This is a genomic window from Saccharothrix australiensis, from assembly GCF_003634935.1.
In the GTDB taxonomy this organism is placed as follows: domain Bacteria; phylum Actinomycetota; class Actinomycetes; order Mycobacteriales; family Pseudonocardiaceae; genus Actinosynnema; species Actinosynnema australiense.
This window is the reverse complement of the sequence record NZ_RBXO01000001.1, coordinates 3,795,853-3,810,250: the sequence shown is the minus strand read 5'-3', so window position 1 is coordinate 3,810,250 and position 14,398 is coordinate 3,795,853. Positions and strand designations below refer to the sequence as shown.

Below are 14,398 nucleotides of genomic sequence, written 5' to 3'. Positions count from 1 at the left end.
CCGCCGGGGGCAGCTCGCGACCGCCCCGGCCGAGGTGCCGTGCCTTTGCCGCGGGCGGGCGATGGCACGGCACCTCGGTGGATCGCGCGACGGGTGCGCTGTCGGTTCAGAGCGCGAGACGTGGCCAGGAGCCGGTGTCGCGCAGCAGTTGCCGGTCGTGCGTGGCGATCACGACCGCCGCCGGGGTGGACCCGAGCGCTGCGGTCAGCTCGTCGACGAGCGCGGCCGACAGGTGGTTGGTCGGCTCGTCGAGCAGCAGCACGTGCGGGCGTTCGGCCAGCACCAGGGCCAGGTCCAGCCGCCGCCGCGCGCCGACCGACAGCTCGGCCACCGGCCGGTGCAGGTCGTACCGGTCCAGCAGGCCCAGCTCGCCGAGCCCCGGCGCGGGCAGGCCCGACCGGGCCCGGCGGGCGTCGTAGGTCTCCACCGCGGTGCGCGGGCCGGGCGGGTCGGACTCCTGGCCCAGCCACCCGATCCGCGCCGACCGGGCGCGGGTCACCGTGCCCGTGGCCGGCTCCAGGCCGCCCGCCAGCACCGCCAGCAGGGTCGACTTGCCCGCCCCGTTGGGTCCGGTGACCACCAGCCGGTCGCCGGAGTCCAGCACGAGGCCGACGGGGCGCGCGAGCCGGCCGGCCACCGTCACGCCGTCGGCCCGCAGCAGGGTCGCCCCAGCGTGCTTTGGCAGTTCGGGCATGGCGAACCGGGTCGGCGGCGGCGGGACCGCCACCACGTGCGCGGCCAGTTCCTCCTGCCGCCGGTGCACGGCCCGGACCAGGGCGGGCGCGCGGGTCGCGCGGGTGTGCTTGCCGTGGCCCTTGTCGGGCCGCCAGTTGTCCCGCAGCCGGTTCCGCGCCGCCGACAGGTCGTCGGCGAGCCGCTGCCGCTCGGCGACCTGGTCGGCGTGCAGCGCCTCCCACCGCGCGCGCTCGGCCCGGCGGCCCTCGACGTAGCCGGCGTAGCCGCCGCCGTACACCCGCGGCCTGCCGTCGCTGGACGGGTCGAGGTCGAGCACCGAGGTGGCCACGTCGGCGAGCAGCGCCCGGTCGTGGCTGACCAGCACGACCACGCCGGGGTGGGCGCGCAGCCGCTCGGTGAGGTGGTCGAGGCCGGTCGCGTCGAGGTGGTTGGTCGGCTCGTCCAGCAGCAGCACGGGGTGCCCGGCCCCGAGCAGGCAGGCCAGCCGCACCCGGTGCCGCTGCCCGACCGAGAGCGTGCCGAGCGGGCGGGTGCGGTCGGCCACGGCGTTCAGCGCGGCCAGCGAGACCTCCACGCGCCGGTCGGCGTCCCACGCGTCCAGCGCCTCGGCGTCCGCGAGCGCGGCGGCGTAGGCGTCGTCCGCGCCGGGGCGTCCGGCGGCGAGCGCGTCGGCGGCGTCCGCCAGGCGGGCCAGCGCGTCGCGCACGGCGGCCAGTTCGAGGTCGATCAGGGCGCCGACGGTGTCCGTCGCGCCGAGCGGGATCTGCTGGTCGGCGACGCCGACCGAGCCCGCGCGGTGCACGTCGCCGCGGTCGGCGGGCAGGTCGCCGGCGAGGACCCGGAGCAGGGTGGTCTTGCCGCGGCCGTTCTCGCCGACGACGGCGACCCGGTCACCGGCGGCGGCGACGAGGTCGACCCCCGTGAGCACGGGCCGCCCGCCGAAGGAGAGGTGGACGCCGGACAGGCGGACGTGCGCCGCGCGCGCGACAGCGGGCGAGAGGTGGGACGACATGGGGAACTGCCTCCAACGAGAGGTGATGCGCGAAGAGGACGAGGGCCGGTGCCGCGCTCGGCGGTACCGGTGGAGGCGTCGTCCCTCAGAGGAAGAACAGGTGCGGCATCACGTCGACCACCGTAGGCCGGCGGCGGCCCCGAGTCATCCGATTTGGGCGCGGGTGCGGGCGAGGCCACACCCGGGGGCTCCGCCGGGGTGGGGCGGACCGGTTCGCGTCGGACTCGGCGGTGGACCCGGACCGGTACGGCCCACGCCTGTTGCGGGATGCCGGTACGGCGTCGGCCACGGCCCTGCGCGACTGGGCCCGCACCGCCACCGGTCAGGGCCTGGGTGACACGGTGGAGGAGGTGATGGCCACGGTGCATCCGGCGGAGGACACGGCCCACCAAAACTCCACATAGGATAGTCCAAAGAAGACAGATGTGTGGTTCCGTACCTGTTGTTCCGCAGTGTCTTCGAGGGCAGCGCTGCGCAGCGGGCCCACCGACCGGGCAAGCGCGGTCGTCGTCTGCGCCGACCGCGCGGCGTCGCACGACCCGGAGGACCACTACCGCGACATCGAGGCGCACCGCGCCACCGAACCGCTGTTCGGCCCGCTGACCCGCGACATCTCACCCTGCGCGTTCTGGCCCGTCACCCCGCCGAACCACTCACCATCGTGTTGGATGGCCTCGGCTCCGCCGAGGCGGGCTCGGCCGCCTGATGGTCGGCCTCGCGGGGGTCGAGCGCAGGGCTCCTGATCACAGTGACGATACGTGGGCGATCAGCGCGGGCCACGGCTCGTCGGCGCCCTGGTGGTCGGCAGGCGTGATGATGGCCGCTCCTTGCCCGAAGGCGTCGTCGTACGCCTGCGGTGCCAGGCCGGCCCGGACGACCTCGGTGATGCGGTCGACATCGCCACGTTCGGCCTCGGGCAGCGGCGCGCCCACCGCGTCCCGCGCCGCGGCGGCCACGCCGAGCAGCCGAGCGGCGCGCACGTGCTCCCCCGCGAGCGCTTCGGCGCCGGCCAGGCCCTCGCAGGCGAGCGCCACCGCACGCGGGTCGCCGGTGCGCCCCGCGTGGTCGAGCCCTTCCCGGTGGAGCTTCCGGGCGGTGTCGGCGTCTCCGCGCTGCTCGGCGATGAAGCCGAGTTCGGCCAGGATGAACGCCACTCCGTGGTCGCCTTCCCAGCGGTGGCACCAGTCGAGCCAGGCGCGCAGGTGCGCCTCGGCGTCGTCCGGCCTGCCCTGGCGCCGCGCCACGAGCCCCAGGCCGACCTCGGCGAACTCCTCGCCGCGCTGGTAGCCGTGCGCCACGGCCAGCCGCCTGGCGCGTTCGTGGAGTTCGCGCGCGCGGTCGAGGTCGCCGGTGAGCACGGCGGTGCGGCCGAGCCGGGACAGCATCTTGGACGCGTCGTGCCACAGTTCGAGGTCGTCGGCGAGCCGATGGCCTTCCTCGCGCAGGCGTTCGGCGGCGCGGTAGTCACCGGTCGTCTCGGCCAGGTCGCCGAGGACGTAGGTGGTCTGGAGTCGGCCCCACCCGTCGCCGAGTTCCCGGAAGCGGGCGCGCGCCCGCAGGGCGTCCGCACGTGCCTGGTCGTGCTTCGCCCGGTAGAGCAGGGCTTCGGCACGGACCGACAGCGCGGCGGCTTCGCCCCACTCGTCCCCGAGTTCGACGAAGCCGGCATGCGCCCGGTCGGCGAGGTCGAGCGTCACCGCGGGATCGCCGAACCCCGCCCTGCCCAGCGCGGTGAACCACCGGGCGCGAGCCCGCCCGGCCGGGTCCTCGATGGCGTCGCACAGCTTCACCGCGGCCTGGCCGTCGCTGTCGCGCGCGTCGAGCAGGAGCTGCGACATGCCCGCCCGCCAGGCACGGGCGACCGCCTTCCGCTCCGGGGTGCCGCCGCCGGTCAGCGCGAGGTCGAACGAGCGCCGCGCCTCGGCGAACCGCCCGCGCAGGAACCAGGACCACGCCAGGGCGTTGACCAGGCGCAGCGCCTCTTCGGCGAGGCCGTGGCGCACGGCGTGCGCGAGGGCGGCGCGGACGTTGGCGGCCTCGGCCTTGAACCGGGCCAGCCAGTGCCGCTGCTCCCGGCCGCGGAGTCGGGCGTCGGCGTGCTCGGCGAAGTCGACGTAGTAGGCGACGTGGCGGTCGCGCGTGCGCCGCTCGTCCTCCCCGTCGGCTTCGGCGAGCCGCTCCGCGCCATAGGCCGCGACCGACTCCAGCAGCCGGTACCGGCCGTCGCGCTGGACGACCAGGGACCGGTCGACCAGCCGTCCGAGCAGGTCGAGGACGTCTTCTCGGCGCACCGGCCCGTCGGCGAGCACCGCCTCGGCCGCCGCCAACCCGCACCCGTCGGCGCACGCGGCCAACCGCCGCAGCGCGATCCGCTCCGGCTCGCCGAGCAGGTCCCAGCTCCAGTCGATGGTCGCGCGCAGGGTGCGCTGACGGGTCGGGACGGCGCGCAGGGTCGCGGTCAGCAGCCGGAACCGGTCGTCGAGCCGGGCGGCGAGATCGGCCACGGACATGACGCGCAGCCGGGCGGCGGCCATCTCCAGCGCGAGCGGGATGCCGTCCAGGCGACGGCAGATCGTGGCGACGGCCGCCGCGCTACCCGGTTCGACGCGGAAGTCCGGTGCGGCGGCGGTGGCGCGGGCGACGAAGAGCCGCACCGCGTCGGACCGCTCCAGTCGGTCCAGGTCCGTTCCGCCCGTCCCCGCCGTCCCGCTCGGTCCGCTCGGTTCGGGCAGGCCCAAGGGCTCGACGGGCCACCGGAGTTCACCGACGACCGCCAGCGGCTCCCGGCTGGTGGCCAGGACCCGCAGCGCGGGCGCGGCGCTCAGCAGCCGCGCGGTCAGCTCGGCGACCGGCTCGACCACGTGCTCGCAGTTGTCCAGCACGAGCAGCGTGGCACGGCCCGCCAGGGCGTCGGCGAGCTGGTCGGACAGGTGCCGCACGGGCGCCCGCAGGTCGTCGCGCAGGCCGAGCACCGCCGCGACGGCCTCGTGCGCCTCGGCGGCGGTCCGGGCGGTGGCCAGCTCCACCAGCAGGACGCCGTCCGGCAGTTCCCCGGCGCGACGCGCGGCGACGGCCAGCGCGAGCCGCGTCTTGCCGACCCCACCGGGGCCGGTCAGCGTCACCAGCCGCTCCGCCGACAGCAGCGCGTCGATCCGCCGCACCTCCTCGATTCGGCCGATCAGGTCGGTCAGCGGCACGGGCAGGGTGTGGCGCGGCCGGGCCTCGGGCGCGGCGGCGGGCGCGAGCGCGGCGTCCTGCCGCAGGATCGCCTCGTGCAGCGCGGCCAACTCGTGGCCGGGATCGAGGCCGAGGTCGTCGCGGAGCCGGTCGCGCAACTCGCCCAGGCTCGCCAGCGCCTCGTCCTGGCGGCCCGCCAGGTACAGGGCGCGGACGTGCGCGGACCGCAGCCGCTCGCGCAGCGGGTTGGCGGCGACGAGCTCGCCGAGCTCGCCCGCCAGCAGGGCGTGCTCGCCGAGCGCGAGTCGCGCCTCGGCGAGTTCTTCGAGCGCGGCCAGCCGCTGCTCCTCGAACCGGCGGGCCTCGGCGCGCACGAACTCCTCGTCGGCGTGGTCGGCGAACGCCTTCGTGCCCCGCCACAGCGCCGCGGCCTCGCCGAGCAGGCGGGCCTTGGCGCGCGGGTCGCCGCCGACCGTCCGCACCCGGCGCAGCAGCGCTTCGAAGCGCCCGGCGTCGACCGCGTCGTCGGCCACCCGCAGCAGGTACCCCGCCGGCCGGGACTCGATCAGGTCCCGGCCGCCCGGCTCGGCGTCCTCCAGGGTGCGCCGCAGCAGCGAAACCTTGGACCGGAGCGTGCGGACGTCGTTCGCCGGCGGCGCGTCGCCCCACAGCGCGTCGACGAGCCGGTCCACCGCGACGGCCCGGCCCCGGTGCACCAGCAGCGCCGTCAGCAGCGTGCGGACCCTGGTCTCGCGCACCCGGACGGGCCGACCGTCCGACGTCCACACCTCCAACGGACCCAGCACCCCGAAACGCACGTCGAGACAGTACCCACAACGGCGTCGCGACCTTTCCGGAGACGGATCGGAACACCACTCGCGCACAGTCGTGCCATGACCGACACGACGAACACCACCTCCCACCGCGAACCCGTCACCGTCCTCGGCCTCGGCCTGATGGGCCGAGCGCTCGCCGCCGCCTTCCTCGAAGCGGGCCACCCGACCACGGTGTGGAACCGCACCCCCGACAAGGCGACCGACCTGGTCGCCGGCGGCGCGGTGCTCGCGCCGTCCGCGGCCGACGCCATCCGAGCCGCCTCCCTGGTCGTCGTCTGCCTCAGCGACACGGCCGCGGTGCGCGACGCGCTCGCCCCGCACCGGGCCGATCTCGCCGGCCGGACCCTGGTCAACCTGACCTCCGGCACCTCCGACGAGGCTCGGGAGTTGGCCACGTGGAGCGACGACCACCTGGACGGCGCGATCATGGCGATCCCCGAGTCGATCGGCCGGCCGGAGGCGTTCCTGCTGTTCAGCGGATCGCGGGCGGCGTTCGACCGGCACCGCGACAGCCTCGGCCGACTCGGCAACGCCACGTTCTTCGGCGAGGACCCCGGCCTCGCGTCCCTGTACGACGTGGCCCTCCTCGGCGTCATGTGGGGCACGCTGAACGCGTTCCTGCACGGCGCGGCGCTGCTGGGCGCGGCCAAGGTCGACGCGACCGCCTTCGCGCCGTTCGCCAACCAGTGGATCGGCAGTGTGACCGGTTTCGTCGACGCCTACGCCGCCCAGATCGACCGCGGCGACTACCAGGCCGAGGACGCCGCCCTGGAGACCCACCTGGCCACCATGAAGTACCTGGTGCGGGAGAGCGCCGCCGCCGGCGTCGACACCGACTGGCCCGCCCGCCTCCAGGCCCTGACCGAGCGCGCCATCGACGCCGGCCACGCCGGTGCGAGCTACGCCAGTCTCGTCGAGGTCTTCCGAGGCCGGGCCTAGCGGCCCGGTCCGGGGCGTCCGGCGACCAGGCCGGGCACGCCCTCGGGCCGGTTGGGGCCGGGGCGGGTCAGGGCGGGCTCATGCCTGCTACGGCCAGGTGGAACAGGCGTTGCGCGTGGGCGGCCGGGTCGGGGGTGTGCTCGGTGGCCAGGACTATGCCGACGGCCAGGGTTATGAGGTCCGCGACCGTGACGCCGGCCGCCACCGCGCCGTCGTGCGCGGCGCGGCGCAGCAGCGGTTCCCCCGCCTCTTCCAGCGCCGCCGAGCAGCTGTTCTCGTGCGCGGCCTCGTGGTCGTAGGCCAGTGCGACCGCGAGGCCCCGCGCGGTGACGCAGTAGGCGAGGACCTCGCCCAGCCAGCCCAGGAGCGCGCCGCGGCTGTCGTCCTCGCCGGTCAGCTCGCGGGCACGGGCGCACAGGGCCTCGACCCGCGTCCGGGAGACCGCCTCCAGCAGCGCGCGGCGGGTGGGGAAGTGCCTGCGCACGGTCGCCGAGCCGACACCAGCGACGCGGGCGATCTGTTCCAGGGAGGCGCCCGCGCCGTGAGCGGCGACCTCGGCGTCGGCCGCCGCCAGCACCCGCGCGTAGTTGCGCCGGGCGTCCGCACGGCGGTGTTCGGGCATGGCACGACCTCCGTGCTGGCTAAGTGGCGGGCCCCGCCGTATCGTAGCGGAGCAGAAACGGCGGGCCCCGCCGTTTCACTCCGAGCACCCCGAGGAGCACCATGTCGACCACTTCCGCCCCCGTCCTGGTCACCGGCGCGACCGGCAGGCAGGGTGGGGCCACCGCGCGCGCCCTGCTCGCGGCCGGCGTCCCCGTCCGCGCCCTGGTGCGCGACCCGGCCACCGACCGGGCCAGGGCGGTCCAGGCGCTCGGCGCCGCACTGGTCACCGGCGACCTGCACGACCGCGACTCCCTGCGCAGGGCCGCCGAGGGCGTCCGCGCCGTCTTCTCGGTGCAGATGCCGGCCGGCACCCCGGCGGGCTTCGACTTCGCCGGTGAGGTGGCGCAGGGCGGCAACCTCGTCGACGCCGCGCGGGCGGCCGGGGTGCCGCAGTTCGTGCACACGTCGGTCTCGGGCGTCGGGCGGTACACCGAGACCCCCGGCTGGGCCGAGGGTCGCTGGGCGTCGCTGGCGCCCACCATGGACGCCAAGGCCGCGGTCGAGGAGCGGGTCCGCGCGGCGGGCTTCCGGCACTGGACGCTGCTCCGGCCGGGCTTCTTCATGGAGAACTTCCTGCCGTCCATGGCGTACCTGTTCCCGCGCGGCGTCGAGGGCGGCCTGGTGACCCTCCTGCGCCCCGCGACCCGGCTGTCCCTGGTCGCGGTGCAGGACATCGGCCGGGCCGCGGCGGCGGCCGTGCTCGACCCGGAGCGGTTCACCGGGGTCGAGCTGGAACTGGCGGGCGACTACCTGTCGATGACCGCGATCGCCGACGTCCTCTCCCGCGTGCTGGGCACGCCGCTGGCCGCACCCGACATGACCGCGGAGCAGGCCGTCGCCGCCGGGATGCCGGCGATGGGTTCCTCGCACGAGTGGCTCGACGCGGCCGGCCAGCCCGCCCGCCCGGAGCACGCCAGGGACCTCGGGCTGCCCCTGACCGGGTTCGAGGAGTGGGCGTGGGAGCACCTGCGGGCCGCGGCCTGACCGGCGGCAGGTCCCGGTCGGCCCCGGTCGCGGTCGGCCCTGGTCGCGCTCGGCTCCGGTGGACCGGGGCACCGGTCGGGCCGGGCACCGGCCGGCTGCGGCACCGGGCGGGCAGGGCGCGGCCGATCCGGGCAGGGCGCGGCCGATCGGCCGCGCCCCGTCCCCGGCGTGGGCTCCGGGGCGGTGTTCGCCGGAGCGTCGAGCATCCCGGCGACCCGCCCGCTCAGCGCGACGACTCGGACACCCGGTAGACGGGCACGCGCCCGTTGACGACCTCCGCCCCGCCGAAGTTCTCGAACTGGCGCGCGGTTTCCTCGCGGTCGCGCTCCACCTCGACCCACAGGTCCGGGTCCGCGCGCAGGCGGCGGTCGATCGCGGCGCGCACGGCGGCGGCGCCCTCGGCCGTGCGGATGTCGTGCCGGTCGTGCAGTTCCAGGTCGCGCAGGTAGAGGTACAGGTGCGTGCCGGGCAGGCCGTGCGGGTTAGCCTCGGCCCGCACCCGCAGCGCCTCCCACGGGTCCACGTCGGTGAACGGCGCGCGCACCCGCTCGGCCGGGTTCCGCTCCGGGTAGTCCGCGAAGTCGCGGAACGCCACGCGCCGCCCGTCGAAGTACGCCACGCGCACGCCTCGGCGCAGGCAGAAGTTCATCGCCTGCTCGATCGTGTCGACGATCGGCTCCCCCTTGTCGTTCAACGACGTGTTGCACAGCATCGGCACGCCGGTCGCCGCGTGGAACGCCGTGATCAGCCGGTGCAGCAACGGGTTCTGCGCGCGCGTCAGGGTCTGCACCCGCGCGGTCCCGTCCAGGTGCGCCACGGCGGGCACGCGGGCGCGGCGGTCGGCCCGCACGGCGAAGGTCTCCAGCATGTGCGGCGACGGCCGGACGCCCTCGAACCACGCGTCGGCGTGCTCGGCCAGCACGACCGGCGCGACCGGCCGCCACCACTCGCGGCGCTTCACCTGGTTCAGCACGTCCTTGGCCACGCTCGACGTGGGGTCCGCGAGGATGCTGCGGTTGCCCAGCGCCCGCGGCCCGCTCTCCGCCCGGCCCGCGAACCACGCCACCGGCCCCTCGCGCAGGTCGGCCACGGCCGCCGCCGGGTCGAAGTCGTCGGTGACGGACTCGACGAACCGGGCGTGGCGGGCGAGCGCGCCGGCCAGGTCGCCGTCCTCGGACCCGAGGTACGGACCGGGGAAGCGGAAGTGGAACCGCTCGCCGCCCGAACCGCGGTGGAACGCCTCCAGCGCGATGCCGATCGACTGGCCGCTGTCGCCCACGCACGGCGGCGCGAGCAGGCCGCGGAAGCCGTACCGGTCCATCAGGTGGCTGTTGGTCGGGCAGTTCAGCGCGTAACCGCCGGCGAGCGCCAGGTGCGCCGCCGCCGGGTCGACGCCGCCGACGTCGAGCAGGCGCTCGGTGTTGCGCTCCATGATCGCCACCGAGATCGCCTGCACCTCCTTCATCACCGCGCTGATCAGGTTCTCCCGCTCGGTGAACCGCGGGTCCGCGTCGGCGGTTCCGGTGACCTGGGCCAGGATTTCCCGGAACGCGAGCGCGGCCTGCGCCATGCCGTCGAAGCCGTCGAACCGGCACTTCTCCAGCACCGCCTCGCGGTCGCACCGGCCGGTGGCCCCGGTCGCGGTGGCGAGCGCCATCAGCGTGCCCTCGCGGAGCCCGAAGTGGTCCCGCGCCTCGCAGTACAGCGGGCCGGGCGACTCGACGGGGTGCAGCTCGACGCGTCCGCGGCGCACCACGCACCCGGCGTACCAGTGGGGCTTGAAGCGGCGGTCCAGCAGGCGGTCCGGGCCGGCGTCGACGGCCATGCCGACGACCGTGCCGTCGAAGAAGACGTCGCTGTCGAGCAGGATCGCGCTGTAGAGGTGGGCGATGCTGTGGAACGCCAGGTCGGTGTCCGGCTCCACCCACGGGTGCGCGCCCGCCGCGAGGTCCGGCGTGCCCCACACCGCCGTCATGTCGGCGAGCCGCAGCCCGGTCGGCGCGAGCAGGCGGTCGATGAACGCCACCTGGTCCCGGTGCGCGACGAACGGCGTGCGGTGCATCTTCTGCCCCGTCGTCCGCTCGTACTCCCAGTGCCGCAGGAGGGTCACGTACCGGCCGCGCTTCTCCCACAGCGAGATGTTGTTGTCGTGGCGGAAGTACACGTCGAGCGGCCGGTGCACGCCGGCCGGGTTGAGGTAGGTGGCGAGGTACCAGCCGTCCTCCACGTCACACCCCCACGGCGGTCGGCTGGACGGGCTCGGCCGCCAGGCCCCAGCGCCGCGCCGCCGAGGCGACGACGGCCCGCACCACGCCCTGCGTGGGGTGCAGGCCGGCGAGGCGGCCCGCGTGGTGGATGCTCTGCGTCGGGTCCAGGCCCGGCAGCACGTTGACCTCCAGCAGGTGCGGCACGCCGTCGTCGCCGACCCGGAAGTCCACCCGCGCGAGGTCGCGGCAGCCCAGCGCGCGCGCCGTGGTCGCGGTGCTCGCCGCGAGCTCGGCGAGCACGGCGGACGGCAGCCGCGCGGGCGTGCGGAACGACGCGCTCGGCGCGACACCGGTCAGCGGCCGGTTCGAGTAGTTCTTGAAGCCGTAGTCCATGATGCCGTGCCGGCGACCGGACGCGGCGAGGTCGTGGATCAGCACCTCGGTGGCGTCGAGCGCTCCCCCGCCGTCATCGCCCGCGATCTCCAGCCACGGCACGGTCACGTCGACACCGGGCACGTACTCCTCCACGAGCACGCCCGCCCCGTACTCGCGCAGCAGGTCCGCGGCGAGGGCGGCGGCTTCGGCCGCGCTGTCCACGACGGACTCCTGGGTGATGCCGCGCGAGGTGCCCTCGTGGTTCGGCTTCACGATCACGGGCGGCTCGAACCGGGCGGGGTCGAGGTCGCGGGCGTCGCGCAGGAACTGCGACCGGGGCGTGCGGACGCCGTGCCCGGCCACCACGAGCTTGGTGGCGTACTTGTCCATCGCGAGGGCCTGCACGTGGGCGGGCGACCCGGTGAACGGCAGCCCGAGCGCGGCGTACAGGCCGGTGTAGAACGGTTGGCGCGCGCCGTCGGTCCACCCCTCGGCGAGGTTGTAGACGAGGTCGGGCGCGCAGTCCTCCAGCCGCTCCACGGTGTCGGCGACGGGTCCGGACACCTCGACCGGCACCGGCTCGTGCCCGAGCCCGGCGATCGCCTCGGCGACGGAGTCGACCGTCTCGCGGGAGGTGAAGACCACCTCCGACACGTCGTCGGTGGTGCGCAGGTTGTGGGCGATGGCGACGCGCACGTGTTCTCCTCCGAATTGCGGGGTGGCGCCTGCGGGCCCGATTTCCGCCGTGCCGCGGAACGCCCGCCGCGAATAGCGACCGCTTGCGGGGCGGCAAGTGTGGCAGGGCGCGCGGAATGTTTACAAGGGCCGGTGACAAACGTTTGACAACACGCGGGGGCAGCCGCGAGAAACCAGGGCGGTCCCTGTCGACCACCCGAGGAGGCGTTATCCGTGGTGTTCCCGCTGCACCTTTCCGTCGCGCTGGACGGCACGGGGTGGCACCCGGCCGCGTGGCGCGAGCCGGACGCCCGTCCGGACCTGCTGTGCACGCCCGGCTACTGGACGGGCCTGGTGGCCGAGGCCGAGCGCGGCCTGCTCGACCTGGTCACCGTCGAGGACGCGCTGGTGCTCCAGTCGTCCGCGCCGCACGGGCCGGACGACCGGCTGGACCGGGTGCGCGGCCGGCTCGACGCGGTGCAGGTGGCCGCGCGGGCGGCCCCGGTCACCGCGCACGTCGGCCTGGTGCCGGTGGTGACGGTGACGCACACCGAGCCGTTCCACACGTCCAGGGCGGTCGCGACGCTCGACTACGCGAGCACCGGGCGGGCCGGCTGGTGCGCGCGGGTGACCGACCGGGTGGACGAGGCCGCGCACTTCGGCCGCCGCCGCTTCCCGGTGCCGCGCGCGGACCTGCACGCCGAGGCCGCCGACTACGTCGAGGTGGTGCGCAGGCTGTGGGACAGCTGGGACGACGACGCGGTGATCCGCGACCGGGCGACGGGCCGGTTCCTGGACCGCGACAAGCTGCACCACGTCGACTTCCGCGGCCGGTGGTTCTCGGTCGCGGGCCCGTCCACGACGCCGCGCCCGCCGCAGGGGCAGCCGGTGGTGTGCGCCGCCGCCCACGACGACGACGCGCTGGCCTTCGCGGCGGGCGCGGCCGACGTCGTGCTGGTCGCGCCGCGCGACGCCGAGGACGCGCGCCGCGCCGCCGCGCGGGTCCGGGCCGCGTGCGAGGCTGCGGGCCGGGACGGGCCCGTGCACGTGTTCGCCGAGCTGACCGTCTTCGTGGACGAGGAGGAAGGCGCGGCGGCCGAGCGCGCGGCGCGGTTGGACGCCCTGGGCCACGGCGGCTGCGACCCCGGGGCGCCGGTGTTCACCGGGACGCCCGCCGCGCTGGCCGACCTGCTGGAGTCGTGGTGGGCGGTCGGGATCACCGGGTTCCGGCTGCGGCCCGCCGCGCTGCCGCACGACCTGCGGGCCGTCACCCGCGCCGTGGCGCCCGAGCTGGGCAGGCGCGGGGTGTTCCGCACCCGGTACGAGGCGGGCACGCTGCGCGGCCTGCTGGGGCTGGCCCGCCCGGCCGGCCGGTACGCCGCCGCGGCGGTGAGGTCGTCGTGACCCGCCGACTGCACCTGGGCGCGATGTTCCCCGGCACCAACAGCACGCTGGTGTGGAGCGACCCGGCGACCGGCAGCCACATCGACTTCGCCGCGTTCGCGGACTTCGCCCGCACCGCCGAGCGCGCCCGGTTCGACTTCGTGTTCCTGGCCGAGGGCCTGCGCCTGCGCGAGCAGCAGGGCAAGGTCTACGACCGCGACATGGCGGGCCGGCCGGACAACTTCGCCGTGCTGGCCGCGCTCGCCGCCGTCACCGACCGGATCGGCCTGGCGGGCACGGTCAACTCGACGTTCAACGAGCCGTTCGAGGTGGCCAGGCAGTTCGCGACGCTGGACCACCTGTCCGGCGGGCGCGCCGGGTGGAACGTCGTCACCACCTGGGAGGAGTACGTCGGGGAGAACTTCCGGCGCGGGTCCTACCTGCCGCGGGAGCAGCGCTACGAGCGGGCCGCCGCGTTCCTGGACGCGGTGTGCCGGCTGCTGGGTTCCTGGCGCGCCGACGACGTGCTCGCCGACAAGGCCACCGGCCGCTTCCTGCGCCGCGCCGACGCGGGCGCGTTCGCGCACCGCGACGCGCAGTTCGACATCGCCGGCCGGTTCACCACGCCGCCCGGCCCGCAGGGCCGGCCGGTCGTGTTCCAGGCCGGCTCGTCGCCGGAGGGCCGCGAGTTCGCCGCCGCGGCGGCGGACGCGATCTTCGGCATGTACGGCGACCTGGCGGAGAAGCGGGAGTTCTACGCGGACGTGCGGCGCCGGGCCGCCGCGCACGGCCGCGCGCCGGGCACGCCGCTGGTGCTGCCCGCGGCCACGTTCTGCCTCGGCGACACCGACGCCGAGGCGCGCGAGCGGGCCGCCCGCGTCCGGCTGGCGCAGGTCGACGGGCGGACCGCGATCGCGTTCCTGGAGGAGGTGTGGAACCGCGACCTGGGCGCGTACGACCCGGACGGCCCGCTGCCCGACGTCGAGCCGGTGGTCGGCGGCGGTGCGGTGGCCAAGGCGATGGCGGGGGTGCGCAAGTACCCGGACCCGCCCGCCACGGCGCGCCGGTGGCGGGAGCTGGCCGAGGCCAAGGGCCTGTCGATCCGCGAGCTGGTGATCGAGGTGACGGGGCGGCAGACGTTCATCGGCGCGCCCTCGACGGTCGCCGACGCCATGTGCGCGTGGGTGGACGGGGGCGCGTGCGACGGCTTCATCGTGGTGCCGCACACGGTGCCGGGCGCGTTCGACGAGTTCGCGCGGACCGTCGTGCCGCTGCTCCAGGAGCGCGGCGTGGTGCGCGCCGAGTACGAGGGGCGCACGCTGCGCGAGCACCTGGGCCTCGCGTGCAACTGACCGCCCCTCGCGGTTGCACGCGTTTTCCGCGACGCTTTCCGGCGGTGTGCACGCCGTCCGCCGCGCGCCGTCGACCGGCGGACCGCGCGTTCGTATGCT

Annotated in this window: 9 protein-coding genes; 4 read left to right on the top strand and 5 right to left on the bottom strand. The window is 75.9% G+C overall.

Features of this window, described 5'->3' with window-relative positions; all coding sequences use genetic code 11:
• Nucleotides 1-106: 106 nt before the first annotated feature.
• Nucleotides 107-1,708 (bottom strand): ABC-F family ATP-binding cassette domain-containing protein, encoded by a 1,602-nt coding sequence (locus tag C8E97_RS16440; RefSeq protein WP_121006469.1) that lies wholly within the window; start codon nt 1,706-1,708, stop codon nt 107-109.
• A 743-nt stretch (nt 1,709-2,451) separates the two neighbouring features.
• On the bottom strand, nt 2,452-5,703 hold the full coding sequence (locus C8E97_RS16430) for an AfsR/SARP family transcriptional regulator (protein WP_121006465.1): 3,252 nt from the start codon (nt 5,701-5,703) through the stop codon (nt 2,452-2,454).
• A 75-nt stretch (nt 5,704-5,778) separates the two neighbouring features.
• Here C8E97_RS16430 and C8E97_RS16425 point away from each other — a divergent pair, with 75 nt between their 5' ends.
• On the top strand, nt 5,779-6,660 hold the full coding sequence (locus C8E97_RS16425) for an NAD(P)-dependent oxidoreductase (protein ID WP_121006464.1): 882 nt from the start codon (nt 5,779-5,781) through the stop codon (nt 6,658-6,660).
• 67 nt (nt 6,661-6,727) lie between these two features.
• Here C8E97_RS16425 and C8E97_RS16420 read toward each other — a convergent pair whose 3' ends face one another.
• Entirely contained in the window at nt 6,728-7,282 is a 555-nt protein-coding gene (locus C8E97_RS16420; protein ID WP_121006463.1) for a TetR/AcrR family transcriptional regulator, read from the bottom strand.
• 101 nt (nt 7,283-7,383) lie between these two features.
• Here C8E97_RS16420 and C8E97_RS16415 point away from each other — a divergent pair, with 101 nt between their 5' ends.
• On the top strand, nt 7,384-8,307 hold the full coding sequence (locus C8E97_RS16415) for an NmrA/HSCARG family protein (protein ID WP_121006462.1): 924 nt from the start codon (nt 7,384-7,386) through the stop codon (nt 8,305-8,307).
• 223 nt (nt 8,308-8,530) lie between these two features.
• On the opposite strand, the gene C8E97_RS16410 is transcribed toward C8E97_RS16415, so the two are convergent.
• On the bottom strand, nt 8,531-10,534 hold the full coding sequence (locus C8E97_RS16410; RefSeq protein ID WP_121006461.1) for a carbamoyltransferase C-terminal domain-containing protein: 2,004 nt from the start codon (nt 10,532-10,534) through the stop codon (nt 8,531-8,533).
• 1 nt (nt 10,535) lies between these two features.
• Complete coding sequence (locus C8E97_RS16405; RefSeq protein ID WP_121006460.1) at nt 10,536-11,585, bottom strand: D-alanine--D-alanine ligase family protein; 1,050 nt, start codon at nt 11,583-11,585, stop codon at nt 10,536-10,538.
• 213 nt (nt 11,586-11,798) lie between these two features.
• Here C8E97_RS16405 and C8E97_RS16400 point away from each other — a divergent pair, with 213 nt between their 5' ends.
• Nucleotides 11,799-12,968 (top strand): LLM class flavin-dependent oxidoreductase, encoded by a 1,170-nt coding sequence (locus C8E97_RS16400; protein ID WP_121006459.1) that lies wholly within the window; start codon nt 11,799-11,801, stop codon nt 12,966-12,968.
• A 23-nt stretch (nt 12,969-12,991) separates the two neighbouring features.
• Entirely contained in the window at nt 12,992-14,299 is a 1,308-nt protein-coding gene (locus tag C8E97_RS16395) for an NtaA/DmoA family FMN-dependent monooxygenase (RefSeq protein ID WP_121011639.1), read from the top strand.
• The last annotated feature ends 99 nt before the right edge of the window (nt 14,300-14,398 follow it).